Genomic DNA, 23,156 nt, shown 5'->3' on the forward strand with positions numbered 1-23,156 from the left:
AATGAAATTAATCAAATATTTTCTAATTGAAAGTTAAGGCGTATACCGGTTCAGGATTCGATCAGGCGTATCCCTCCCTCTTCGATGGTAATGCGCCTCTTTTTATACAAAATGCCCACAGCCTTTTTAAAACTCTTTTTACTCATTTGCAGTTCCCTGCTGATCGTTTCCGGGTCGCTCTTATCGTGCAAGGGCAGGTAGCCGCCGTTATCTTTCAGGGTCTTTAGAACCTTTTCTGCGGAAGGCTCCAGATTGCGTACACCCTGCACCTGCAAGGCCACATCGATCTTATTATCTTCCCTGATCTTCTTGATATAGCCTTTGAGGTGTTCTCCAAGGTGTAGTTTTCTGAAGATCTCATCCTGGTACACCAGGCCCTTATGTCGGTTGTTTATTATAACTTCTACCCCAAGGTCTGTAAATCTCTTTACGATCAGGTCTACTTCCTGATTCTCATCAACAGTGACCTCATCATTCGAAAGAAAACGGTCTGTTTTGCTGGAACCAACCAGTCGCCCGGTCTTCTCATCTTCGTAAAGGTAGACCAGGTAATGTTTTCCTTCTTCCATTTTTCTGGCCTGCTCTCTGAAGGGAACGAACAAGTGCTTTTCCAACCCCCAGTTCATGAAAGCTCCGATCTGGGAAACATCTGCGACCTTTAGCAGTCCGAATTCACCTAAAGTAATAGCAGGCTTCAGGGTTGTTGCCACCGGCCTTTCATCATGGTCGAGGTAACAGAACACCGTCATTTTATCTCCCAGCTCATAGTCTTCAGGAACATATTTATTGGGTAAGAGAATATCATTCCCTTCCTCATCGGTTAAAAAAAGCCCTACTGAAGTATGGCGATCGATGGTTAGCGTGTTGTAAGAGCCTGTTTTTATCATGTAACAAAAGTACATCAATCTCTGCGAGTCGCCCAAAACACTGTTAAAAATATCAGTTTATATTTTATACATTTATCTTCCTAAACCTGATTTAAAATGAAGTTCCTTACTGTATTCATACTCTCTGTCGTACTACTTTCCTGTAATAAAGAGCCACGGTTTTCTGTTGATTCCATTTTTGATGAGACCGAGTCTTTAAAAGGCAAAGAAGCTTATCTGCAATCACCTTATGTTACGGCGGGGAACAGATTGTATTCGGTAGGGCACCAGGATGGTAGTTTTCCACCGCTGGGATGGCACGTCAAAGATGAAATGGGAGGCGTGTGGAACCATCCGGTCAAGTTGCTCGATGGATTTACAGCCTCTTGGGTGGAAAACGGTGATACCGTTAATTTAAACCGGGCTGAAACCTTTGTCAACTATCCCTTTGCAAACCGGCATTATTACCCTTCCTCAGAGTCGATCAGGGCTCAAAGATGGCAATTTGTGCCGGATGATCGCCAGGGCATGTTCGTACAGTACATATTGGAAAATGAATCTGACACCTCAAGAAAACTTGAATTTCTGTTTACCATTCATTCAGATCTAAGGCCTACCTGGCTTGGAGAACGTACGGGAATGATCGATACCGATGACCTGGTACAACCGGGTCATGAAGAGGGACCGGTACTGATAAAAGACTCAGAGAATCCCTGGTTCGTTCTTGCAGGGTCAGACACCAGGCTGCGTCATTCAGATACCCTGCAGAATACCCTGCCGGGTAAGGGAAAGACCGCAATACTTACATATCAACTCGATATGGAGCCCAGAGAATCGAAGAAAATCAATTTTTTTATTGCCGGTTCATATCTCAATGAACAGGAAGCCCGGAAGACCTATGATGATATCCGTAAAAATTGGTTCAGGCATTTAAAAAGCAAACGCGACCGATATGAGAGCCTGGCGGAAAGAAGCAGATTAACCATTCCTGACAAAGATATAGAAGAAGCGTTCCGATGGCTGAAATACAACAGCGACTGGCTGGTGCAATCCGTTCCTGAGATCGGCACCGGAATAACAGCCGGAATTCCCGATTACCCATGGTGGTTTGGAGTTGACAGCGAATATGCGCTTAAGGGATATATGATGATCGGCCAGGATGATCCGGTTTACAAGACCATAGCCCTGCTTGACAGTATATCGAACGCTGTGAATGGAAATGGGAAGATCGTTCATGAGGTTTCCACTAATGGCGCTGTATTCAATGAGGGGAACATCAACGAAACCCCGCAATTCGCATCTCTCATTTGGGAAATTTACAAGTGGAACGGTGACAGGGAATTTCTGGAGGCTTACTACCCTACCGTTAAAAGCGGACTGGAATGGCTGATGACGGAAACAGATCTCGATGGAAATCTTTTTCCAGACGGATTCGGAATGATGGAAATACATGGTCTTGACAGTGAAATGATCGATGTGGCTTCCTATACTCAAAAAGCATTTGCCGATGCTTCTGAGATGGCAAAAGTCATGAACGACAGCCTGCTCTCTGCAGAATACCACGAAAAAGCAGTGAAACTGGGTGCCCTCATCAACGAGAAATTCTGGTCTGAAAAATTCGAATCCTATGCCGATTTTATAGGGAAGGATTCCCAGGCTCTGAAGCTAATCGAAGATGCTATTGTAAGAGCAGACACCCTTGATAAGCCGTGGGCGGTAGAGGAACTTAAGGCTACTAAAAACTTCATCGAAGAAAATCCGCAAGAGGGTTCGAGGCCTTTTGTGGTACATCACAACTGGGTGGTAAACACGCCTATGGAGGTCGGCTTGGCTGATTCGGCCAAGGCGATAAAAGGTCTGAACACGGCCCGGCGCTATACCAATCCTTTTGGAGTGTTTGTTACCGGTATCGATCGTGATGAAAGTTCAGAAAACGACGACGGTTCCTTTGCCGGAAGCAAGGTCTTTTCATATACCGGAGCAGTCATGACCCTCCCTACCGGGGTGCAGGCGATCGCAGAAAATAATTATGGCAGACCCGATGAAGCCCTTGATTACCTCAAACGAATGACACGATCTTTCAGTTATGCGCTTCCGGGAAGCTTGTACGAGGTATCACCTGATTACGGGATGATCGCTCAGGCATGGAATATCTACGGCTATGCCAAACCTTTGATCGGTCAGTTCTTTGGGGTGGATCCCATGGCTTCTGAGAAGAGGGTGCGTATTTCTCCCATGTTCCCCTCATCATGGCCTGATGCAACATTAGAAAATATTCGCATTTCTGATAACACTCTCAATATTCATATGGAACGGGATGATAAATGGGAGACGCTGATTATCTCTCAGGAACTACCCTGGAACATTGATATAGAGAATGACAACATTTCATCTTCAGCAGAAGTACTGGAAGGAGATGTGCGAATCAAATCATCAGGTGATGGGGTAACTCTTTTGAGCTCCAAAAGCGAGTTGATCAAAATCAGGTATCAAAGAAAAAACAAGCAAAGTAGCAGCGCAGCCGAAAATAATCTCTGAAAGCGCAAGGATCTTTTCAGAGGCCTCCTATGAAAACTGATATACCCCGGGCTATCTCATTTAAACTTTCTGTGACAGGGCAACCTTACTGATTGTTGGCCAGATAGGTGAAATACTGCATCAATATCTTGTCGTTTTCAGTGCGAGGAGTAAAAATTTCAAGCAACTTGGGTCGGTCTGATTCCACATAGAATTCCTGTTGATGTTCCTGCAACTCCTCCAGGGTATCTGCCCTGTGATAATCGATATTAAAGGTTTGGCAAAGTCCTTCTGCAGTAAGATCATGAGTGGTTTCGAAGTAGGTTTCGAAATTTTCAGAACTTTTATCTCCCGGAAGGATCCTGAAGATCCCCCCTCCGCTGTTGTTGATGATCACTATGCGAAAATCAGAACGCAGATAATTATTCCACAACCCGTTCGAATCATAAAAGAAACTAAGATCACCACTTATCAAAACGGTAGGAGTTTCAGCCTTCCATGCTGCTCCCACTGCCGTACTGGTACTACCGTCTATACCGCTGGTACCACGATTGCAAAAGACCTTAATGGTTTCACTTATGCGGAACAACTGTGCGTATCGTATCGTAGAACTATTGCTAAGCTGGAGATGGTATTCATCGGGAATTCCCTTTAAAATATGCTCATAGGCTTTGAAGTCAGAGAACGGAATGCTTTCCACATATTTTTTGTGGAAGCTGGTTCTTTGTTCCCTTATCTTCTCCCAGAAAGATTGGTAACCGGAAGCACTATTTTCTGTCTTCTTAAGAAATTTTTCCAAAAACATTGAAGGGTGTAACCTGATATGGCGGCTCAGGCAAAAAAAGGTATCAAAGGCCCTTTTTTCGTCGATATGCCAATGGTGTTCCGGTTGATATTTCCTTAAAAATGCCTTGATCTTCTTTGAAACGATCATCCCGCCAAAAGTGAGCAGTACCTCGGGCTGCAAGCGTTGATAAAAGCTTTCGGCATCTTCAAGTTTATCAAGGGGAGCTATTAATTTGTCTATAAATGGGAAAAAATCCCTGTGATGCAGGTTCGAGGTCGTTTCGGTTAGAACAATGACCGATTCATCTTTTGCAAGCTGCTCCAAAACTTCGAAGGGAATGGAATCAGGACTGTTCACCCCTACCAGAACCATCTTTCGTTGAGCTCCGTTCCAGGTGGTAACCAATTCATCCCATTCACTTTCGCCAAGTTGGTAGGTCTCTTCGCTTTTAACCACTCTTTTTGGTTGTACAACCGGATGATCGCTCCGGTTATAAAGGGGTTCTTCAAAGGGTGCATTCAAATGCACAGGGCCCTTACCATGTACTGCTGTACTCAAAGCCTCATTGATGGTTACCTCGTTGTAATGCTGTATCTCAGACTGTAATGAAGGTTTATTTCTTGCCAGCTGTAACAAAGGCGGAACGCTATCCTGGTCTCTTATGATATTCGGATCATTATCCCGGAGATCCTGCTTCAGGTTACCGGAATACAATATATGCCTGTGAAAGATATTATCCTGCCTGATGGTTTGCCCGTCGCCGATGTCGATACGATATGGCGGACGATCGGCAGAGATAACCACTAAAGGGATGTCGCTGTAAAAAGCTTCTGAAACTGCCGGATAATAATTCAAAAGGGCAGAACCTGAGGTACAGACAACCGCCGCCGGCTCTTTTAATTGCTGGGAGAGCCCCAGGGCAAAAAAGGCAGCGCTTCTTTCATCTACGATACTATAGGTAGCAAACCAGGGGTCTTCTGTGAAACCGATGGTTAGGGGAGCGTTGCGGCTTCCCGGAGATATTACTATATGCCTGACTCCGTTTTGCTTACAAAGATCGACTATGGTATGTGCCAGGGGAATTTCAGTATACTTCATGCTAGATACACGGCAATTTTTCAGTAAAAATACATAAAGTTATCGCCTTTGCCGAAATAACTCATTGCCTGAGAACCCTCAAAATGGTTTCAGCTTTGTTTTCGGTTTCCTGCCATTCCCTTTCGGGGTCAGAATCCTGTGTTATCCCCCCGCCGGCATACAGGCTCAGCAAGCCATCACGATAACAGCAGCAGCGCAAATTAACAAACAACCTGCTCTTGCGATTCTCGTTTTCACCGAGATTGATTTCTCCGAAGTAGCCCGTGTAGTATGAACGATCATAATTCTCATGCCGATCCAGAAAGTCAACAGCGGCTTTTGCGGGAAGCCCTCCCACGGCCGGAGTCGGATGTAAGGCCCGGGCAAGCTCCCCCGGGCTAACCCGGTGCGGATCGAACCGGGCACTCACCATGGTTCTCAGGTGCAGAAGATTCCCGGCTCTGACCGTGGCTACCTCATCCTTTTCAGGACTATCGGCAAAAGGTTTCAGAGCCTCGAGTATAGCCTCGGTAACCAGGGCCTGTTCTTCAATTTCCTTGTTTCCCCAATGTACTTTCTCGGTGCCATTAAATGTCTGTGTGCCGGCCAGCGACATGGTAGTGATTTTGTTACCCTCTATATTCATAAGAGTTTCGGGGGTGGCTCCCATCCAGTAACCCGTTTGGGGGTGATACCAGCAATATACCATGGCTGCCGGGTATGCTGTTCTCAGTCTTTGAAAGAGCTGTAAAGGAGCTACCTCATCTGAGCGGAAGTCGATTCGCCTGGAAACGACCACTTTTTTAAGTTCAGAATTTCTGATCTGATCAATCGCTCTTTTCACCAAAAACATATGTGCTTCTTTTTGTGCAGAAAGATCGGTAACAACCTCTAAGTTAATCGTGTTCGATCCGGTCTGTTCCGGCAAGTCTGTGGATGAAAAACTCAATTGATGTTCAGCAGGAATATAAATCATCGGTCTGCCTTGACTGAAGGGAGCCATGACGAATCCGGAAACGTTGAGATCAGACGTCGTGTGGGTTTTAAGATCGGTCTGATAAAAAGCCCTGAACTCACTTGACCCCGGAACGGAATAGACCACAAAAGGGTACCCCTTATCGCTGATGTTCTGTATGTGCTGCCACTCTGATCCCACAGAAAGAATTTCTATTTATTTGTACTCAAGGTGATAGTGGTAAGCTTGCACAGCGAGATAAGCCTGTCTTCCTCATCGGTAACCCTGATCTCCCATAACTGGGTCGTTCTTCCCTTATGTAAGATACTGGCTTTTGCATAAACGTATCCTTCCCGAACCGATCTTACATGATTGGCAGCGATCTCAATACCTCTGACAAAGAAGTTATGCGTATCCATAAAGATGAGCGAAGCAGCGCTCCCGGTGCTTTCTGCCAAAGCGACAGTGGCGCCACCATGCAGCACCCCATCGGGTTGATGCACCCTGGAATTTACGGGCATCCTGGCAAGCAGCCAGTCATCTCCAAGATCACAGTACTCGATTTCAAGAGTTTCCATCAGGGTATTTTTGGAGATCTCCTTGCAACGAGCTAAAATTTTTTCCTTTTCAAAGGCCATATTACCTAATTTTAGCGTAAAAATACAAAAGAGGACCCAATGAAGATACCCCGGCTGGAAAATCAGATCGCCAGACTGGAACCACTGACCATGAGCAATTTTAAATACCTCCTTCCCATAGCAGGTGAAAAAGAAATTTTAAAATATTCTCCTTCAGATATTTCCACTTTCAGCAAACTTCGCGCCTATGTGACAGAAGCTCTTGAGGAAGCCAACCAGGACAAGGCCCTTCCTTTTATCATTTTAGACAAACGCTCAGGCAAAGTTGCCGGTTCCACCCGTTTTGGTCATATCGATCTCAAACAACGCAAACTTCATATTGGCTGGACATGGCTGGGTCAGGAATTCAGGGGTACCGGTCTGAACAAAGCGGTAAAGGAGCTTATGATCAACTATGCTTTTGGAGAAATGCGAATGGAAAAGATCGAATTCAGGGTCGATGAAAGAAATCTTCGTTCCAGAAGAGCACTCGAAAAACTGGGCGTAAAACTTGAAGGTATACTGCGTAAAGATATTTACCTGTCTGATGGCTATAAAAGGAACACCTGCTGTTACGGTCTTCTGAAAGAAGAATGGACCATCAGTTAGACACACCTTCTCAACTTTTTCCAGTCACTTTTTTGAAAAAATTCTGTTTTTTTCGTCATTGTCTTATTATATCACAATCAACTGTTAAACAGTGTCTTACATGATAAATATCATAGCATTTAATTAGGATAGTGACTACCTTCTGTCGGCAACTTAAAATACAAGAAGTCATGAAAAAAATCATTATGGTCCTTCTTATTTTGGGTCTGACCAGCCCAATCGTTGCGCAGGACGTAGTTGAATTATCTGCGGTTGAAGTGTCTGCTATGAATTACAAGTACCTAAAAGATGTAGGTTCTGCAGAAGCAGCAGTACCAGTAAGATTACTGGAAGAAAAAGTCGCCCGATACGATTTAAAAAGCTCTGATATTTACAGTGATGAATATGAAACATACACCGTAAATTTTTTCATTCCTGATGGTAAGGTGGTCGCAGCCTATGACAAAGACGGCAATCTGGTAAGAACCATCGAAAAATTCAAAAATGTTAGTCTCCCGAACCCTTCCAGAAAAGCCCTTTTAGAGCGATTTCCGGGCTGGGAAATGACTGAGAATATTTACCGGGTCACCTACCATACTAAAAAGGGTGTAGGCAGAAAAGATTACAGTGTGAAACTGGTAAATGGTGACCAGGTCCTAAGGGTCAAAGTAGATGATCAGGGTAATTTTATGTAAAAACCTTTTAACCGGAGGTTTATGTCAGGAAATGCCCGGGGAAACCCGGGTTTTTCTTTTATACTCAGAACCGGTTACAGGAAGGTTACGGAATGAAAAAAGCCATTCCCGTTTTAGGAATGGCTTTTTTTTATTCATTGAAGGTTTTTCAGAAGGATTATTTCACCTCTTCAAAGTCGACGTCCTGAACGTCTTCACCTTCTTTTCCTCCACCCTGGTCACTGCCTCCGGTGGCTCCGGATCCGGCATCTCCCCCGGCTCCTGCTGCACCACCCTGAGCTTCTGCCTGGGCTTTGTACATTTCTTCTGAAGCTTGCTTCCAGGCCTCGTTGATCTTATCAAGTGCAGGCTGCACCTTGTCAAGGTCCTGAGACTCGTGAGCTTTTTTCAATTCTTCAAGAGCATCTTCGATAGGCTTTTTCTTATCGGCAGAAAGCTTATCACCGAATTCCTTCAGCTGCTTTTCTGTCTGGAAGATCATCGAATCGGCCTCGTTGAGCTTTTCAACACGCTCTTTGGCTTTTTGGTCTGCTTCGGCATTGGCCTCGGCTTCCTTCTTCATTTTTTCGATTTCCTCTTCGGTCAATCCAGAAGAAGCCTCGATACGGATCTTTTGCTCTTTATTGGTGCCTTTATCTTTTGCAGATACGTTGATAATACCATTCGCGTCGATATCAAAGGTCACTTCGATCTGAGGAACTCCCCTTGGTGCAGGCGGAATTCCGTCAAGGTGGAATCTACCGATGGTTTTGTTATCTGCTGCCATCGGACGTTCACCCTGAAGTACGTGGATCTCAACCGAAGGCTGATTATCTGCCGCTGTGGAGAATACCTGTGACTTCTTGGTAGGGATAGTGGTATTGGCCTCTATAAGCTTGGTCATTACACCTCCCATGGTTTCAATACCTAACGAAAGCGGGGTTACATCAAGAAGCAATACGTCTTTAACGTCTCCTGTAAGAACACCACCCTGAATAGCAGCACCGATAGCTACTACCTCATCAGGATTCACTCCTTTAGAAGGTTTCTTACCAAAGAATTTTTCAACTGCTTCCTGTACAGCTGGTATCCTGGTCGATCCACCTACGAGAATGATCTCGTCTATATCGCTTTTAGAAAGTCCGGCACTCTTAAGAGCCGTCTCACAAGGCTTGATGGTTCTCTCTACCAGGTCACTGATAAGCTGCTCGAATTTAGAACGGCTCAATGATCTTACCAGGTGCTTGGGACCTGAAGCGGTTGCTGTAACGTATGGCAAATTGATCTCTGTCTGGCTGGAAGAAGAAAGCTCGATTTTTGCTTTCTCAGCAGCTTCTTTCAAACGCTGTAATGCCATAGGATCCTTTCTAAGGTCGATCTCCTCTTCCTTCTGGAACTCATCGGCCAGCCAGTCGATGATCTTTTCATCTACATCATCACCTCCCAGGTGGGTGTCTCCGTCTGTAGAAAGTACTTCAAATACGCCGTCTCCCAGTTCAAGAATAGAAACGTCATGGGTACCTCCACCAAAGTCAAATACCACGATCTTCTGATCTTCACCTTTTTTATCAAGACCATAAGCCAGCGCAGCTGCGGTAGGCTCGTTGATAATACGCTCCACTTTCAATCCGGCGATCTCTCCGGCCTCTTTGGTTGCCTGACGCTGAGAGTCATTAAAGTAAGCCGGTACGGTAATCACTGCCTGCGAAACATCCTGTCCGAGATACTCTTCAGCGGTCTTCTTCATCTTCTGAAGAATCATGGCTGAAAGCTCCTGAGGCGTATACATACGGCCGTCGATCTCCACCCTTGCGGTGTCATTATCACCTTTTACCACTTTATAAGGAACACGCTGCGCCTCTTTCTCTACTTCAGAGTATTTGTTCCCCATAAAACGCTTGATGGAATAAATGGTCTTATTAGGATTGGTTACCGCCTGGCGCTTGGCAGGATCACCAACCTTTATTTCTCCACCTTCTACGAATGCTATCACAGATGGTGTTGTTCTTTTTCCCTCTGCATTAGGAATAACTACCGGTTCGTTCCCCTCCATTACAGAAACACAGGAGTTGGTAGTACCTAAATCAATTCCGATAATTTTACTCATGCTAATTTTATTATAGTGTTCAAAATTGTTTTCTCTCGATCTAACTGAGTCAATCTTTATGCCACTAAACAAAATATGACAAGCTGTCAGATTCTCTGACGAAGAACCTATTCCACTACCCCGTTGACGTAAGATTATCAACGAAATGCATCTTCCTGACATTAATATCACCTGCAGTAACTCATCATACCTGTTAGCCTTCATCCGGAGGTCATTTTAACAGCTTATTAATTTCTTAGCCGGTTGAATTCTGTAACTTTAAGGGAAACCAAAAATTTGAAACAGTATATGAAAGCAGCACAAATACATGAAGCAGGAGGAGATTTTAAAATCGTTGATATCGATACTCCCCAACCCAAATCTGACGAAGTACTAATCAAAGTAGAAGCCTGCGGGGTCTGCCATAGCGATATGTTCGTAAAGGAAGGTGGGTTTCCGGGTCTGGAATACCCCCGCACCCCTGGTCATGAGGTGATCGGTATTATTGAAGAGACCGGGAGTGATGTCACCGGCTGGAAGAAGGGACAACGGGTAGGTGTCGGCTGGCACGGTGGTCACTGTTTTGAGTGTGAGCCCTGTAGAAGGGGTGATTTTGTCAATTGTCAGAATGCCAAAGTCTGCGGAATCTCTTACGACGGCGGCTATGCTGAATACCTCACCGCTCCGCAGGAGGCGCTCGCCATGGTACCGGAATCTTTAAAACCGGCAGAGGCGGCACCATTGCTTTGTGCCGGAATAACCGTCTTTAACGGAATGCGCCACTCGGGAATAAAAGCAGGTGACCTCGTGGCGGTGCAGGGTATCGGAGGACTTGGTCACCTGGCCATACAATATGCCCATAAAATGGGAATGCGTACCGTCGCCATCTCCACTTCAGATTCGAAAAAAGAGCTGGCCAAAGAACTGGGTGCCCACCACTTTATAAATACGGAGAACTCAGACGCGGCAGAAGAGCTGAAAAAACTGGGTGGGGCACGATTGATCGTAGCCACAGCCCCTTATCCCGACGCGATAAGCAGTGTGATAGATGGTTTGGGCATCAACGGCGACCTGCTGACCCTTGCTGCTTCCCCTGACCCTATCAAGGTTTCGAGTTTCCAGCTTATCATGGGCAGAAAGTCCATCAGCGGATGGCCCAGCGGAACAGCCATTGATTCAGAAGACACCCTTCGTTTCAGCGCCATGACCAATTCCCTTCCCATGATCGAAGAATTCACACTTGATAAAGCCGGAGAGGCTTACGACCGGATGATCAACAACGAAGCGCGTTTCAGAGTGGTTATTGTGCCATGATGGGGAGTGGTGAGTGGTGAGTGGTGAGTGGTGAGTGGTGAGTGGTGAACTGTAAGCATAGGTTTATTCACGTAACTCCCCACTTCCCTATTTCCCCCCATACCCCCATACCCTCATACCCTCATACCCCCCTACCCAATAATTTATCCCTCACCGGTTTGCATCGTATTTAGAAATACTATATTTGCGGCCATCTATAACGATTTCGAAAATGGAGTGCATCAGTGTATTTGATATGCTTAAGATCGGGATCGGCCCCAGCAGCTCCCATACTCTCGGACCCTGGCGTGCCGCCGAACGATGGCTTAAGGAAATAAAGGAAGAAGGATTGTTCGAACAGGTTCAGTCTGTCAGGGCTCACGTCTATGGTTCCCTTTCATTAACGGGAAAAGGTCACGCCACAGACCTGGCTATTCTTCTCGGACTGTCGGGTTGTGACCCTGAATATTACCCGGTTGAAGATATCAACGACCTGGTTACAACCATAAAGAACGATCAAACCCTGTCACTTTCAGGAGAAAAACTCATTCCTTTCAGTTTTAAGGAAGATATCGTTTTTCACCGTGATTTTTTACCCTTCCATGCCAACGGAATGAAGTTTGAAGCCCTGTTGAAAGATGGCTCGGTACAGACCGAGACCTATTATTCCATCGGAGGAGGCTTCGTTGTAAAGGAAGAGCGTGAAAATGCCAAAGAAAATATCGCGGTCTTTAAGACATTCCCCTATCCCATTCAAAACGGAACGGAATTGCTGGAGGTCTGCAGGGAAGAGCAAAAACCCATATCTGAGATCGTACTCACCAACGAGAGATCACTAAGAAGCGACGAAGCGATCGATCGTGAGCTGAAGCGAATCTGGAATACCATGCTGGAGTCAATGTATCTGGGATGTCATACCGAAGGAACCTTACCCGGCGGACTCAATGTAAGACGTCGTGCTTTTGACATGCATCATAAGCTCAAAGGCGACCTTCCCTACGACGGTCCGGAAGAATGGCTTCAAACCATAAGAAAAACAGAGGTGAAATTCCGGCAAATCCTCAAATGGGTAAGCTGTTTTTCTCTCAGCGTTAATGAGGTAAATGCTTCTCTCGGAAGGGTTGTAACCGCTCCTACCAACGGGAGCGCGGGTGTTATTCCGGCTGTGTTGATGTACTACATGGTAATAGAAAATCACGAAGCAGACTTTTCTCATATAAAGCAATTTCTGATGGTGGCCAGTGAAATAGGAAGTATTTTCAAAAAAGGTGCTACCATCTCAGCCGCCATGGGCGGGTGCCAGGCAGAAATAGGCGTTTCCTCGGCCATGGCTGCCGGAGCGCTTACAGAACTTCTGGGAGGAACTCCCGAACAGGTACTGATGGCCGCCGAGATAGCTATGGAACACCACCTGGGACTTACTTGTGACCCTATCGGCGGACTGGTACAGGTGCCTTGCATCGAAAGAAATTCGATGGGTGCCATAAAGGCTATAAACGCAGCAGAGCTGGCGATGGAATCCGATCCTTCACATGCTAAGGTTCCCCTCGATAAAGTTGTGAATACCATGTGGGAGACCGCAAAAGACATGAACTCAAAATACAAAGAAACCTCTGAGGGTGGTCTCGCAGTTGGGGTTCACCTGAGTGATTGTTAATACGGGGATGCAGGGATTCGGTGTTGCGGTGATAAGAGATCCTTTCTACCTCTTACCATTGAAAAGTTACAAGCACAGAACTTTGGGGCGTTTCTTTAAAATGTATTAGTAGTCAGATATTCCCGGTACGGGGAAGACAGGATTGATAAACCCAGCTTCCCGTTTTCCTTTTGATCCTAAATACTCCCGTATAAGGAAAACCGGGCTATTTGTTATCGTGCCCTTCACACCCTTCCTTCCGGCGGGTATCGATCAGGTAAATGATCTTCCACTTTCCGTTCAATTTGACCATCTGAAAAGAATTCACTCCACAGTGGCTGAACTGACCATCGAACCAGAACTCATAAGGGGTCCATACCTGGGCCATGGGTCCGTCGATGAGCACCTTATAGTCGAGCAGTTTCTCTTCATAGGCATTCACTTCGGGAATGGCTGCCAGGCGGGTCAGAAATTCAGACAGGGAACTGCTTCTGAGCTGCACCTCCCCTTCCTCATTTTCCCCTGTGGTTTGTAATAACATATCAGGTTGAACATATTCCTTAATGGCGCTGGTATCCTGCTTGTGGAAGGCGATAAAAAAGTCATCGACCACCTTGATCAGCTGCTCTTTTTCTGAACCCTGAGCCTGTGACAGGTAAAATCCACCAAAACAAACAATAAGAGAAAGAATTTTCTTCATAGTAACGCGTGAAATCTATTAATGTAGGGCTAAGTAAAGAAAAGTTTATCAAATCTCCCTATTTTTACAGACAGTAAAACTAAAGTCATCTCAATGTCAGTTGCAAAAAAGGAATACAAGAGGGTAACGGTTCATTCTCTGATGGAAATGAAACAGGATGGAGAGAAAATCTCCATGCTCACAGCCTATGATTACACCATGGCGAAGATTGTTGACGGCGCCGGTATCGATGTGATCCTGGTAGGTGATTCTGCCAGTAATGTCATGGCAGGTCATGAAACCACTCTTCCCATCACCCTTGATCAAATGATTTATCATGCTTCCTCGGTAATTCGGGCAATTGACCGGGCACTGGTAGTGGTCGACCTTCCTTTCGGAAGTTATCAGTCTGATCCGAAAGAGGCGTTGCGCTCTGCGATCAGGATCATGAAGGAAAGCGGTGGTCACGCGGTGAAACTGGAAGGCGGCAAGGAGATCAAGGAATCGATCAAACGTATCCTGAACGCAGGGATCCCTGTAATGGGGCATCTCGGATTGACTCCCCAGTCCATCTATAAGTTTGGAACCTATACCGTAAGAGCAAGGGAAGAAGCCGAAGCTGAAAAACTGATGAGCGATGCGAAATTTCTTGAAAAAGCCGGTTGTTTCGCCATAGTTCTGGAAAAGATACCGGCCGAACTGGCCAAAAAAGTAGCTGCCTCAGTAGCCATCCCGGTGATCGGTATCGGTGCAGGCAGTGGCGTAGACGGACAGGTCCTGGTCTTACACGACCTGTTGGGGATGACCCACGAATTCAATCCGCGTTTCCTGCGCAGGTATATGAACCTGTATGATGATATGACCAAAGCGATCACCAATTATGTTGATGACGTGAAGTCGGCCGATTTTCCTAACAGCGAGGAACAGTACTAATGTCGTCATCTCAGCATTCTGACAAGAATAATCTCGACGTGCTTTACGAAGACAATCACATCATTGTGGTTAACAAAAGACCGGGAGATATTGTTCAGGGAGATAAAACAGGAGACAAGCCTCTCTCTGAGGTGATCAAATCGTTTCTGAAAGAGAAATATAATAAGCCCGGTAATGTATACCTCGGAGTGGTTCACCGGCTCGACAGACCTACATCGGGGGTCGTTCTTTTTTCCAAGACTTCGAAAGCCCTGCCGCGGCTCAATAAACTTTTCAGCGAAAAAAGAACCCGTAAAACCTACCTGGCAATTGTTGAAAACAGTCCGGAGAAACCCCATGCCACTTTGACCCACTGGCTGAAGAGAAATCACAAACAGAACAAATCGTATGCTCATATCAAGGAGGTCCCTGACAGTAAAAAGGCTGTACTGCACTACAAGACTCTGGCACAGCTTAAGAACTACACCCTTCTTGAAATAGATCTCGAAACCGGAAGACATCACCAGATACGGGCGCAGCTGGCTGCCATCGGGTGTGTGATCAAAGGTGATCTGAAATACGGAGCAGCTCGCAGTAACAAAGACGGAGGAATACATCTGCATGCCCGTAAACTGGAACTCACACATCCCGTCAAAAAAGAATTACTTACGATAACAGCTCCTCTGCCCGATCAGGACAATCTATGGAACGCCGCCTCGGCATTTCTGTGAAAAACGATAACACCCCGAACTAACGTCTTTCTGCTCTTACATTTCGAAAACTCTCGATGACTACGGCAAGAAGAATGAGAATACCCCCGATCACTGTGGTCAGTGCAGGTATTTCATCTAAAAAGATCATCCCGATAATAATCCCATAGACCGGCTGCACACTGCTCATAATACTGGCTGTGGTGACCGAAAAATGTCTGAAAGACAGTAAAAGCAAGGTGTGTCCCACACAGGTGGTAAGCAGAGCCAGTGTCGCAATGGGTACAACCTGATCCCATACCTCTGTGAAATCGGCTGTAAAAAGAAACGGACTCAGCATGGCGCTGATAGTCGCAATCTGGTATAGCATCAACACTGACCCGTTATGCCTGGCAACCTGAGGCTTCATCAGAATATTCCGCAGGGCATAGAATAAAGCGGAGGTAATACCGAAGAGAACGGCGATAAAATAGGTGTTCTCAAAGCTGAAGTCGGGAACCAAAAACCAGATACCGGCCAGCACGAGCATTCCAAGAATCAGATGTGATTTCTTAAAGGGGACCTTCAGAATCAGGGGTTCCAAAAAAGAGGTAATGACCGGGTAGGTATAAATCGAAAGCATACCAACAGCCACACTTGAGAGCCTCAGGGCATAGAAATAAGTAACCCAGTGAATTCCGAAGAAAACACCGCAAAGAAGTATCTTTCTCAGATCTGACTTATCTGAAATAGTCAGCCGGAATCCCCGTAATTTACAGTACACCAGCATAAGCAAGGTGGCCAGCAATGATCTGAACAGGATGGTGACCTCAGGTGGTAGCTCAATATAACGGCCGAGTGCACCTGACGTACTGATAAACAGAACAGCCAGGTTAATCTCGAGATAAGGAAGTATGGAAGGTTTGGTACGGGTCAAAAATCAGGGTGTTTAACGAATGAGTTCTGCTGCCTTTTCCCTGATGATCTCGCCAACGGGTTTATTCTCAATTTTACTTTCAAGCCATGAGAGTATGTCAAGGTATAGAAAAGCTCTTTTCTCATACGGATGATTCTCATACCTTTTCAGGGTTTTGTGTAGTTTTTTAAACTCTTTCCTGATCTCGTGCGGATAGATCTCTCCCAACCCTCTCAGAAATTTGATAATCTCTTTCTGTACTTCATGGAGATCATTCATCTTTAAAAGGAATTTATAGGTACTCTTCAGCTGTAATTCGAGATGATAGTCCATTCCTGCTTCATAATGTGCCACCAGGCTCAGTATGCGGGCAAAGCACATCAGGTCTTCCCGCATGCTCAGGTTCTTGTTTTCGATGATCATCTTCAGATACCTGATACATGACCTGTTATCTCCTGTCCCGAAATAAAGACATGCCAGTTTATAGTAGAACAACATGACATGATGTTCATCAAGCCGGTTGTCATGAAGTTTTATCCCCTTTAAGATTTCGGGCTCAAGCTTCAGGCCTTCCTGAAATGTACCCTCCATAAAATGAAGGTTGATCTTATTGCTGTTGATATACAGGAACGAAAGGGTTTCCAGGTTGTCATTTACAGGAAACTTCTTTCCGGCGATAGTAGCTTCCAGTCTTTCAAGTGACTCCTTGAACCCGCCGCGGTTACGCACAAAGAATAAAGATTCCAGCAAATAATTATTTCCCTTCAGGAAGAAAACCGGGTTCAGGTAGATCATGGGTTCATTATCGTAGAACAGCTGCACCCATTTAGCCGAATATTTATAACAGGAAAGAAAATCCTGGGTAAGGAAACTATACCAAAGCTGGGCCTTATAAAGCCAAAGTCTTTCGCGAAAGCCCAGGTCAGACATTTTAAAATCAGGCATATGAGCCAGATAGTAGTCGGTGATCCAGCGGTACTCCTGATCAGACTTAACATAACCGAACTTTAGCATGATCCCGTAAAGTTGCAGGGAAAGGTTTGACAACTTGCTGGTAAGCACGTTCTGCCTGCTGAGGTCTTTCGCCTGTACAGCCAGCTCATCGGCCCTCCCGCTTATACTTCTGGTTATATATTGCGTTTCGATCACCTTTTCAAGTTCAACAATCTCATAAGCGATCACCTTTTCCTGGTTTTCTATAGCCTGGGCCTTTGCCTTATCCAATATTTTCAGGCTTTGCTTGTATAATCCCTTATGGTAAAGTATGGTTGCAAAATCCAGTTGTTCCCTGATTTGTATCCTGATATTCTGGTTGACAGGATTCAGCCTCAAGCTCACCAATATCTGCTTATACAAGTGAGCCTTCAGGTTCGAAAGCTGCTGCTTCTTTACGATACCACTTTTAAGAATCTCAGGCTCATTATAAGTCGACATCTTATCCAGCAGGTTAAAGAGTGCCAAAAACTTTGCATCAGCATTTACACCCAAACGATTGACATAGAGTTTGAATTGCCTTTTTTCCGATTTGGATAAAGACTTTACCAGGATGAATAAGCTATCATTTGAACTACTTGTCATTGTAAAATTATAAACGTAAATAACTGATTATCAGGTTTTTACAAAAATAAAGCTTGCCTTTAACATTGTAAACCGACCCCGAGAACACCGGTTGTTGGTTCACGCAAAATATAAATTCGTAATGTCTTATTGAAATTATATTAAAAAATCAATATGAGTACAGAAAAAGTCCAAATCTTTGACACCACATTAAGAGACGGAGAACAGGTACCCGGATGTAAATTAAACACCCAACAGAAGCTCATAATAGCCGAGCGACTGGATCAGCTGGGGGTCGATGTTATTGAAGCCGGTTTTCCGATCTCCAGTCCGGGTGATTTCACCTCTGTGGCGGAAATCTCAAGAATTGTAAAGAATGCGACCGTTTGCGGGCTGACCCGTTCGGTTAAAAAAGATATAGATGTTGCAGCCGAAGCACTGAAAGGTGCAAAATACCCACGTATTCATACGGGTATCGGAACTTCTGATTCACATATCAAGTATAAATTCCGGTCGACCAGGGAACAGATCATCGAAAGAGCGGTTGAGGCAGTGAAGTATGCCAAAACCTATGTGGAAGATGTTGAGTTCTATGCTGAAGATGCCGGAAGAACCGACAATGAATTTCTTGCACGGGTATGTGAGGCAGTAGTAGCAGCAGGAGCCACTGTATTGAATATTCCTGACACTACCGGTTATTGCCTTCCGGAGGAATATGGCGCAAAGATCAAGTATCTCAAAGAGAATGTCAAGGGAATTGAAAAGGCCATACTCTCCTGTCATTGTCACAATGACCTGGGGTTGGCTACAGCGAATTCCATAGCGGGAGTCATAAACGGTGCCAGACAGATCGAATGTACCATTAACGGGCTTGGGGAAAGAGCCGGTAACACCTCCCTCGAAGAGGTGGTCATGATCATGCGACAGCACCCGACCCTGAATCTTGATACAGGAATTAACTCGAAGTTGCTTTACAGTACCAGTCGTCTCGTTTCTGAAAGCATGGCGATGCCTGTGCAACCCAATAAAGCCATCGTAGGGGCTAACGCTTTTGCACACAGTTCAGGTATTCACCAGGACGGCGTGATCAAGAATCGTGAGACCTATGAGATCATAGACCCTGCCGACGTGGGCGTAACCGAATCGGCGATTGTTCTTACAGCAAGAAGCGGTCGTGCTGCGCTTGCCTACCGCGCCAAAAACGTAGGTTACGAACTGACCAAATTACAACTGGATAAAGTATACCAGCAGTTCCTGGTTTATGCAGATAACAAGAAAGAAGTTCATGACGATGATATCCACCTGATCATACAGGAATCTAATATTGGAATTAAAGCTACGGCCTGAAAATGAAAAAAACATTGTTTGATAAGGTCTGGGACAGTCATGTGGTTGATACCGTACCTGATGGCCCCCAGATACTCTACATAGATAAACACCTCATACATGAGGTAACCAGTCCGCAAGCCTTTGCCGAACTGGAAGAGAGAAATATCCCGCTGTTCAGAAAAGAACAGGTGGTCGCTACTGCCGACCACAATGTTCCGACCAAAGATCAGCACTTACCCATACAAGACCTGTTGTCTAAAAAACAGGTGGAAATGCTGAGCGAGAACTGCGAGAAGCATGGCGTCACCCTATACGGGCTCGGACACCCTTACCAGGGGATCGTTCATGTCATGGCTCCTGAACTGGGCATTACACAACCGGGTATGACCATGGTTTGTGGCGACAGTCACACCTCAACCCATGGAGCCTTCGGCACCATTGCCTTTGGAATCGGAACCAGTCAGGTTGCACAGGTATTTGCCAGTCAGTGTTTGCTGCTGAGCAAGCCCAAAAGCATGCGTATTACGGTTAATGGAAAATTAAAGAAGAACGTACTCCCAAAAGACGTGATACTGTATATCATAGCAAAACTCGGCACCAATTCCGGAACCGGATATTTCGTGGAATATGCAGGTGATGTTTTTGAAAATATGAGTATGGAAGGTCGTATGACCGTTTGTAATATGAGTATTGAGATGGGTGCACGTGGCGGTATGATCGCACCCGACCAGACTACCTTCGATTACGTTAAAGGAAGAGAATTTGCTCCAAAGGGTGAAGAGTTCGATAAAAAGGTGGCCTACTGGAAAACCCTGCCCACCGACGAGGGAGCAGAATTTGATCTGGAATACGAATTTGACGCAGCCGATATCGATCCGATTATCACCTACGGAACCAATCCGGGTATGGGAATGGGTATCACTGAGTCGATTCCTGAACAGGATGATCCCACCTTCAGAAAATCCCTGGAGTATATGGGACTCAAACAGGGCGAACAATTACTTGGTAAGAAGATCAACTACGTATTCATCGGGAGCTGTACCAATTCGAGGATCGAAGATTTCAAAATAGCCGCCTCCTATATCAGGGGAAAACAAAAAGCCCCGAACGTCAATGCGCTCATCGTACCGGGGTCACAACAGGTAGCACGGCAGATCAAGGAAGAAGGTCTGCAGGAAATATTCGAGGCTGCCGGTTTCGAAATACGTCAAAGCGGTTGTTCGGCCTGCCTGGGAATGAATGAAGATAAAATCCCCGCCGGAGAGTATTGTGTGTCCACCTCGAACAGAAATTTCGAAGGAAGACAAGGTCAGGGAGCCAGAACCATACTTGCCAGCCCGCTGGTTGCCGCAGCGACAGCGGTGAACGGAAGCATAGTCGATATATCGGCAGAAGTGGAAACAACAGAATTCGCAAGCTAGAAGAGATCAAATGAAAAAACTGAATACATTACATTCGACCGCCATTCCATTGCCAATTGAAAACATCGATACCGATCAGATCATTCCGGCAAGGTTTCTCAAGGCCACCAATAAAAGCGGTTTTGGTGAAAACCTGTTTAGAGACTGGAGATATAATAAAGACGGTAGTGAGAATGAAGATTTCATACTTAATAACGAAGACTACTCCGGGGAAATACTCGTGGCAGGCAATAACTTTGGTTGCGGGAGTTCCCGGGAACATGCTGCCTGGGCATTGGAAGACTATGGCTTCCGCGTAATTATATCGAGCTACTTCGCAGATATCTTTAAGGGAAATGCTCTTAACAACGGTATTTTACCCATACAGGTCAGCAAGGAGGTTTTAAACCAGATTCTTCACGAAGTAGACAACGATCCTAAAACGCTGCTGACCGTCGATCTCGAAAACCAGGAATTAAAGGTTGAAAGTACCGGAATCAGTACTGCGTTTGAGATCGACAGCTACAAAAAAATGTGTTTGCTGAACGGATACGATGACATCGATTTTCTGTTGAGTAAAAAGGAAAAAATCGAAGCTTTTGAAGCTTCCAGAACTTTAGGTTAAAGAAGTATTAAATACTATAAAAAAAGCATACAACACACTAACTTTACGTGTTTAAAATATTAGTAATCAACAATTTATGAAATTAAATATCGCTGTTTTACCCGGAGATGGAATAGGACCTGAAGTAACGCTTCAGGCTATCAAGGCGCTGAATGCCGTGGGTGAGGCTTTTAATCATCAGTTTACTTTTGAAGAGGCACCGGTAGGGGCTACAGCAATCGACAGCACGGGAGACCCACTACCGGAAAAAACCCTTGAATTATGCATGAACAGTGATGCTGTTCTTTTCGGGGCTATTGGTGATCCCAAATACGATAATGACCCTTCGGCCAAGGTACGGCCGGAACAAGGCTTATTGAAGCTAAGAAAATCATTGGGTCTTTTTACCAACATAAGGCCCATAAAGGCCTACCCTACTCTGCTCGATCAGTCTCCCTTGAAGAAAGACCGCATCGAAGGGACCGATATGACTATATACAGAGAGCTTACCGGAGGAATTTATTTCGGAGAGAAGAAATTAAATGATAAAGGAACCACAGCCTCCGACCTCTGTGAATACAGCGAATTTGAAATAGAACGCATCGCACACATGGCCTTCAAAGCGGCCAAAGCCCGTAAAGGGAAGCTGACACTTGTCGATAAAGCGAATGTACTGGAAACCTCTCGTTTATGGCGTAAGGTGGTTACAGAAATCGGAAAGAGCTACCCTGAGGTAAGTCTTGATTTTCTTTTTGTGGATAACGCCGCCATGCAAATGATACTTAACCCTTCTCAATTCGATGTAATATTGACCGAGAATATGTTTGGTGACATCATTTCAGATGAAGGAAGCGTCATAGGTGGTTCCATTGGGCTGCTTGCCTCTGCTTCGGTGGGAGATGACAATGCATTGTTCGAACCCATACACGGATCATTCCCGCAGGGAAAGGGACTCGGAATAGCAAACCCTATTGCCTCCATCTTATCGGCAGCAATGCTGCTGGAGCATTTCCGGCTGTTCGAAGAAGCCGCTATCATACATAAAGCTGTTGAAAAAGCCCTTGAAATGCAGGTGGTGACTCCTGACCTGAAACCAGACAGTAAAATCAGCACCGACAAGGTTGGAGATTTTATAGCCGATTTTATCGGTCATGCTGAAGAGGTCATCAATTACAATCACGAAAACATAGAATACGGTCAATCAACTATCATATAATAATTAATTTGATTCGTTTTTAGTGTTTGTTGACCTGAAACCCTGGCTCCGGCCGGGGTTTTCTTTTTAAGGTAAGGCTGCTCCCACCGGCAGGTCACATCGGTGTCCCGGCTGGCCGTGCGGTGGATTCACACGTGTGGTGGCATTTAAAATCGAACCGTCAAGTTGCGGATTCACGGGTTGGTCAAGCGAAGCTCCCACCGGCAGGTCACATCGGTGTCCGGGTTGTCCGTGTGGCGGATTCACTCCTGAAACCGGCGCAGCCTGAATAGGATCATCGGGCTTATTAGCCTCATATTCTGCCTGCTCCTGTTCAGGATCATAACCTTCCAGCTTTTCACTTTGAGACCAGCTGTCTCCGAAATTAAGGTATACCAGTATGGCTGCCGCAAGCAGCAAAACAAGGGAAAGTATTGTAGCAGGTTTTTTCATGGCACATCGTTTTGTTCTTCAAATATAGGGTTTTTTGGTTATGCGGTTACACGGTTATACAGTTATGCGGGGATGCAGGGATGCAGTTACGGGTTATGGGGTTATGGGGTTATGGGGTTATGAAATTTACACGGTTGCGCCATTTACAATTGAACATTCATGATCGCTTACTTCGGTTCACGCTACTTCCGGGAAATGAGATTATTACTTACTTAACCCTTAATAATTTATCATTCTCCACTCACGACTCACGACTCACAATTAAAAAATTTTCAGGGATACGGTTATACGGTTTACGGTTATGCGGTTATGGGGAATTTAAACGG

General features: G+C 45.4%; 20 protein-coding genes. 11 read left to right on the forward strand and 9 right to left on the reverse strand.

The features are described 5' to 3' along the window. Positions 1-50: 50 nt before the first annotated feature. Positions 51-887 carry a CvfB family protein gene (locus tag K7R10_RS01925; RefSeq protein WP_224482997.1) on the reverse strand — a complete coding sequence of 279 codons (837 nt, stop codon included), beginning with the start codon at positions 885-887 and terminating at the stop codon, positions 51-53. 96 nt (positions 888-983) lie between these two features. Between K7R10_RS01925 and K7R10_RS01930 the strand changes: the two genes are divergently transcribed. Beyond that, positions 984-3,404: a glucosidase family protein gene (locus K7R10_RS01930; RefSeq protein WP_224482998.1), complete on the forward strand. Its 2,421-nt coding sequence runs from the start codon at positions 984-986 to the stop codon at positions 3,402-3,404. An 85-nt stretch (positions 3,405-3,489) separates the two neighbouring features. Here the strand turns inward: K7R10_RS01930 and menD are convergent, their stop codons facing one another. From menD to K7R10_RS01945, 3 genes are all read right to left on the reverse strand, one after another. Then, positions 3,490-5,268 (reverse strand): 2-succinyl-5-enolpyruvyl-6-hydroxy-3-cyclohexene-1-carboxylate synthase, encoded by a 1,779-nt coding sequence (menD, locus tag K7R10_RS01935; RefSeq protein ID WP_224482999.1) that lies wholly within the window; start codon positions 5,266-5,268, stop codon positions 3,490-3,492. Positions 5,269-5,329: 61 nt separating this feature from the next. Continuing rightward, a complete protein-coding gene (locus K7R10_RS01940) occupies positions 5,330-6,403 on the reverse strand; it encodes a chorismate-binding protein (protein WP_224483000.1) in 1,074 nt (357 codons plus the stop codon). 11 nt (positions 6,404-6,414) lie between these two features. Continuing rightward, positions 6,415-6,840 (reverse strand): hotdog fold thioesterase, encoded by a 426-nt coding sequence (locus K7R10_RS01945; protein ID WP_224483001.1) that lies wholly within the window; start codon positions 6,838-6,840, stop codon positions 6,415-6,417. A 39-nt stretch (positions 6,841-6,879) separates the two neighbouring features. Here K7R10_RS01945 and K7R10_RS01950 point away from each other — a divergent pair, with 39 nt between their 5' ends. Both K7R10_RS01950 and K7R10_RS01955 read left to right on the forward strand, forming a co-directional pair. Then, complete coding sequence (locus K7R10_RS01950) at positions 6,880-7,428, forward strand: GNAT family N-acetyltransferase (RefSeq protein WP_224483002.1); 549 nt, start codon at positions 6,880-6,882, stop codon at positions 7,426-7,428. Between the two features lie 170 nt (positions 7,429-7,598). Continuing rightward, complete coding sequence (locus K7R10_RS01955) at positions 7,599-8,102, forward strand: nicotinate-nucleotide adenylyltransferase (protein ID WP_224483003.1); 504 nt, start codon at positions 7,599-7,601, stop codon at positions 8,100-8,102. A gap of 157 nt (positions 8,103-8,259) precedes the next feature. Here K7R10_RS01955 and dnaK read toward each other — a convergent pair whose 3' ends face one another. Further along, positions 8,260-10,188: a molecular chaperone DnaK gene (gene dnaK / locus K7R10_RS01960; RefSeq protein WP_224483004.1), complete on the reverse strand. Its 1,929-nt coding sequence runs from the start codon at positions 10,186-10,188 to the stop codon at positions 8,260-8,262. A 288-nt stretch (positions 10,189-10,476) separates the two neighbouring features. Here dnaK and K7R10_RS01965 point away from each other — a divergent pair, with 288 nt between their 5' ends. Then, a complete protein-coding gene (locus tag K7R10_RS01965; RefSeq protein ID WP_224483005.1) occupies positions 10,477-11,481 on the forward strand; it encodes an alcohol dehydrogenase in 1,005 nt (334 codons plus the stop codon). A 211-nt stretch (positions 11,482-11,692) separates the two neighbouring features. Beyond that, positions 11,693-13,117: an L-serine ammonia-lyase gene (locus K7R10_RS01970; protein WP_224483006.1), complete on the forward strand. Its 1,425-nt coding sequence runs from the start codon at positions 11,693-11,695 to the stop codon at positions 13,115-13,117. 205 nt (positions 13,118-13,322) lie between these two features. On the opposite strand, the gene K7R10_RS01975 is transcribed toward K7R10_RS01970, so the two are convergent. After that, positions 13,323-13,796, reverse strand: a complete 474-nt coding sequence (locus K7R10_RS01975) for a nuclear transport factor 2 family protein (RefSeq protein WP_224483007.1) — start codon at positions 13,794-13,796, stop codon at positions 13,323-13,325. A 93-nt stretch (positions 13,797-13,889) separates the two neighbouring features. On the opposite strand from K7R10_RS01975, the gene panB reads away from it, so the two are divergent. After that, positions 13,890-14,708, forward strand: coding sequence for a 3-methyl-2-oxobutanoate hydroxymethyltransferase (gene panB, locus K7R10_RS01980; RefSeq protein ID WP_224483008.1), 819 nt, complete (start codon positions 13,890-13,892; stop codon positions 14,706-14,708). After that, on the forward strand, positions 14,708-15,418 hold the full coding sequence (locus tag K7R10_RS01985) for an RluA family pseudouridine synthase (RefSeq protein ID WP_224483009.1): 711 nt from the start codon (positions 14,708-14,710) through the stop codon (positions 15,416-15,418). The genes panB and K7R10_RS01985 overlap by 1 nt, the downstream gene beginning before the upstream one ends. 19 nt (positions 15,419-15,437) lie before the next feature. Here K7R10_RS01985 and K7R10_RS01990 read toward each other — a convergent pair whose 3' ends face one another. Beyond that, positions 15,438-16,313 carry a DMT family transporter gene (locus K7R10_RS01990; protein ID WP_224483010.1) on the reverse strand — a complete coding sequence of 292 codons (876 nt, stop codon included), beginning with the start codon at positions 16,311-16,313 and terminating at the stop codon, positions 15,438-15,440. A gap of 12 nt (positions 16,314-16,325) precedes the next feature. Next, a complete protein-coding gene (locus tag K7R10_RS01995) occupies positions 16,326-17,870 on the reverse strand; it encodes a hypothetical protein (RefSeq protein WP_224483011.1) in 1,545 nt (514 codons plus the stop codon). Positions 17,871-18,023: 153 nt separating this feature from the next. Between K7R10_RS01995 and K7R10_RS02000 the strand changes: the two genes are divergently transcribed. From K7R10_RS02000 to leuB, 4 genes are all read left to right on the forward strand, one after another. Beyond that, positions 18,024-19,196, forward strand: coding sequence for a 2-isopropylmalate synthase (locus K7R10_RS02000; RefSeq protein ID WP_224483012.1), 1,173 nt, complete (start codon positions 18,024-18,026; stop codon positions 19,194-19,196). A 2-nt stretch (positions 19,197-19,198) separates the two neighbouring features. Then, the gene (leuC, locus tag K7R10_RS02005) at positions 19,199-20,599 is read left to right on the forward strand and encodes a 3-isopropylmalate dehydratase large subunit (protein ID WP_224483013.1); all 1,401 of its coding nucleotides are present in this window, start codon (positions 19,199-19,201) and stop codon (positions 20,597-20,599) included. Positions 20,600-20,609: 10 nt separating this feature from the next. Then, a complete protein-coding gene (gene leuD, locus K7R10_RS02010) occupies positions 20,610-21,203 on the forward strand; it encodes a 3-isopropylmalate dehydratase small subunit (RefSeq protein WP_224483014.1) in 594 nt (197 codons plus the stop codon). 76 nt (positions 21,204-21,279) lie between these two features. Continuing rightward, complete coding sequence (gene leuB, locus K7R10_RS02015) at positions 21,280-22,398, forward strand: 3-isopropylmalate dehydrogenase (protein WP_224483015.1); 1,119 nt, start codon at positions 21,280-21,282, stop codon at positions 22,396-22,398. 66 nt (positions 22,399-22,464) lie between these two features. Here leuB and K7R10_RS02020 read toward each other — a convergent pair whose 3' ends face one another. Then, positions 22,465-22,830: a hypothetical protein gene (locus tag K7R10_RS02020; RefSeq protein ID WP_224483016.1), complete on the reverse strand. Its 366-nt coding sequence runs from the start codon at positions 22,828-22,830 to the stop codon at positions 22,465-22,467. Between the last annotated feature and the right edge of the window lie 326 nt (positions 22,831-23,156).

The sequence above is a fragment of the Robertkochia aurantiaca genome, from assembly GCF_020166495.1.
In the GTDB taxonomy this organism is placed as follows: domain Bacteria; phylum Bacteroidota; class Bacteroidia; order Flavobacteriales; family Flavobacteriaceae; genus Robertkochia; species Robertkochia aurantiaca.

Bases quoted from the DNA above. Each gene is read 5' to 3' on its own strand.
- K7R10_RS01925 (WP_224482997.1), bottom strand. From the start codon at position 887: ATGATAAAAACAGGCTCTTACAACACGCTAACCATCGATCGCCATACT.
- K7R10_RS01930 (WP_224482998.1), top strand. From the start codon at position 984: ATGAAGTTCCTTACTGTATTCATACTCTCTGTCGTACTACTTTCCTGT.
- menD (WP_224482999.1), bottom strand. From the start codon at position 5,268: ATGAAGTATACTGAAATTCCCCTGGCACATACCATAGTCGATCTTTGT.
- K7R10_RS01945 (WP_224483001.1), bottom strand. From the start codon at position 6,840: ATGGCCTTTGAAAAGGAAAAAATTTTAGCTCGTTGCAAGGAGATCTCC.
- K7R10_RS01950 (WP_224483002.1), top strand. From the start codon at position 6,880: ATGAAGATACCCCGGCTGGAAAATCAGATCGCCAGACTGGAACCACTG.
- K7R10_RS01955 (WP_224483003.1), top strand. From the start codon at position 7,599: ATGAAAAAAATCATTATGGTCCTTCTTATTTTGGGTCTGACCAGCCCA.
- dnaK (WP_224483004.1), bottom strand. From the start codon at position 10,188: ATGAGTAAAATTATCGGAATTGATTTAGGTACTACCAACTCCTGTGTT.
- K7R10_RS01965 (WP_224483005.1), top strand. From the start codon at position 10,477: ATGAAAGCAGCACAAATACATGAAGCAGGAGGAGATTTTAAAATCGTT.
- K7R10_RS01970 (WP_224483006.1), top strand. From the start codon at position 11,693: ATGGAGTGCATCAGTGTATTTGATATGCTTAAGATCGGGATCGGCCCC.
- K7R10_RS01975 (WP_224483007.1), bottom strand. From the start codon at position 13,796: ATGAAGAAAATTCTTTCTCTTATTGTTTGTTTTGGTGGATTTTACCTG.
- panB (WP_224483008.1), top strand. From the start codon at position 13,890: ATGTCAGTTGCAAAAAAGGAATACAAGAGGGTAACGGTTCATTCTCTG.
- K7R10_RS01985 (WP_224483009.1), top strand. From the start codon at position 14,708: ATGTCGTCATCTCAGCATTCTGACAAGAATAATCTCGACGTGCTTTAC.
- K7R10_RS01995 (WP_224483011.1), bottom strand. From the start codon at position 17,870: ATGACAAGTAGTTCAAATGATAGCTTATTCATCCTGGTAAAGTCTTTA.
- K7R10_RS02000 (WP_224483012.1), top strand. From the start codon at position 18,024: ATGAGTACAGAAAAAGTCCAAATCTTTGACACCACATTAAGAGACGGA.
- leuC (WP_224483013.1), top strand. From the start codon at position 19,199: ATGAAAAAAACATTGTTTGATAAGGTCTGGGACAGTCATGTGGTTGAT.
- leuD (WP_224483014.1), top strand. From the start codon at position 20,610: ATGAAAAAACTGAATACATTACATTCGACCGCCATTCCATTGCCAATT.
- leuB (WP_224483015.1), top strand. From the start codon at position 21,280: ATGAAATTAAATATCGCTGTTTTACCCGGAGATGGAATAGGACCTGAA.
- K7R10_RS02020 (WP_224483016.1), bottom strand. From the start codon at position 22,830: ATGAAAAAACCTGCTACAATACTTTCCCTTGTTTTGCTGCTTGCGGCA.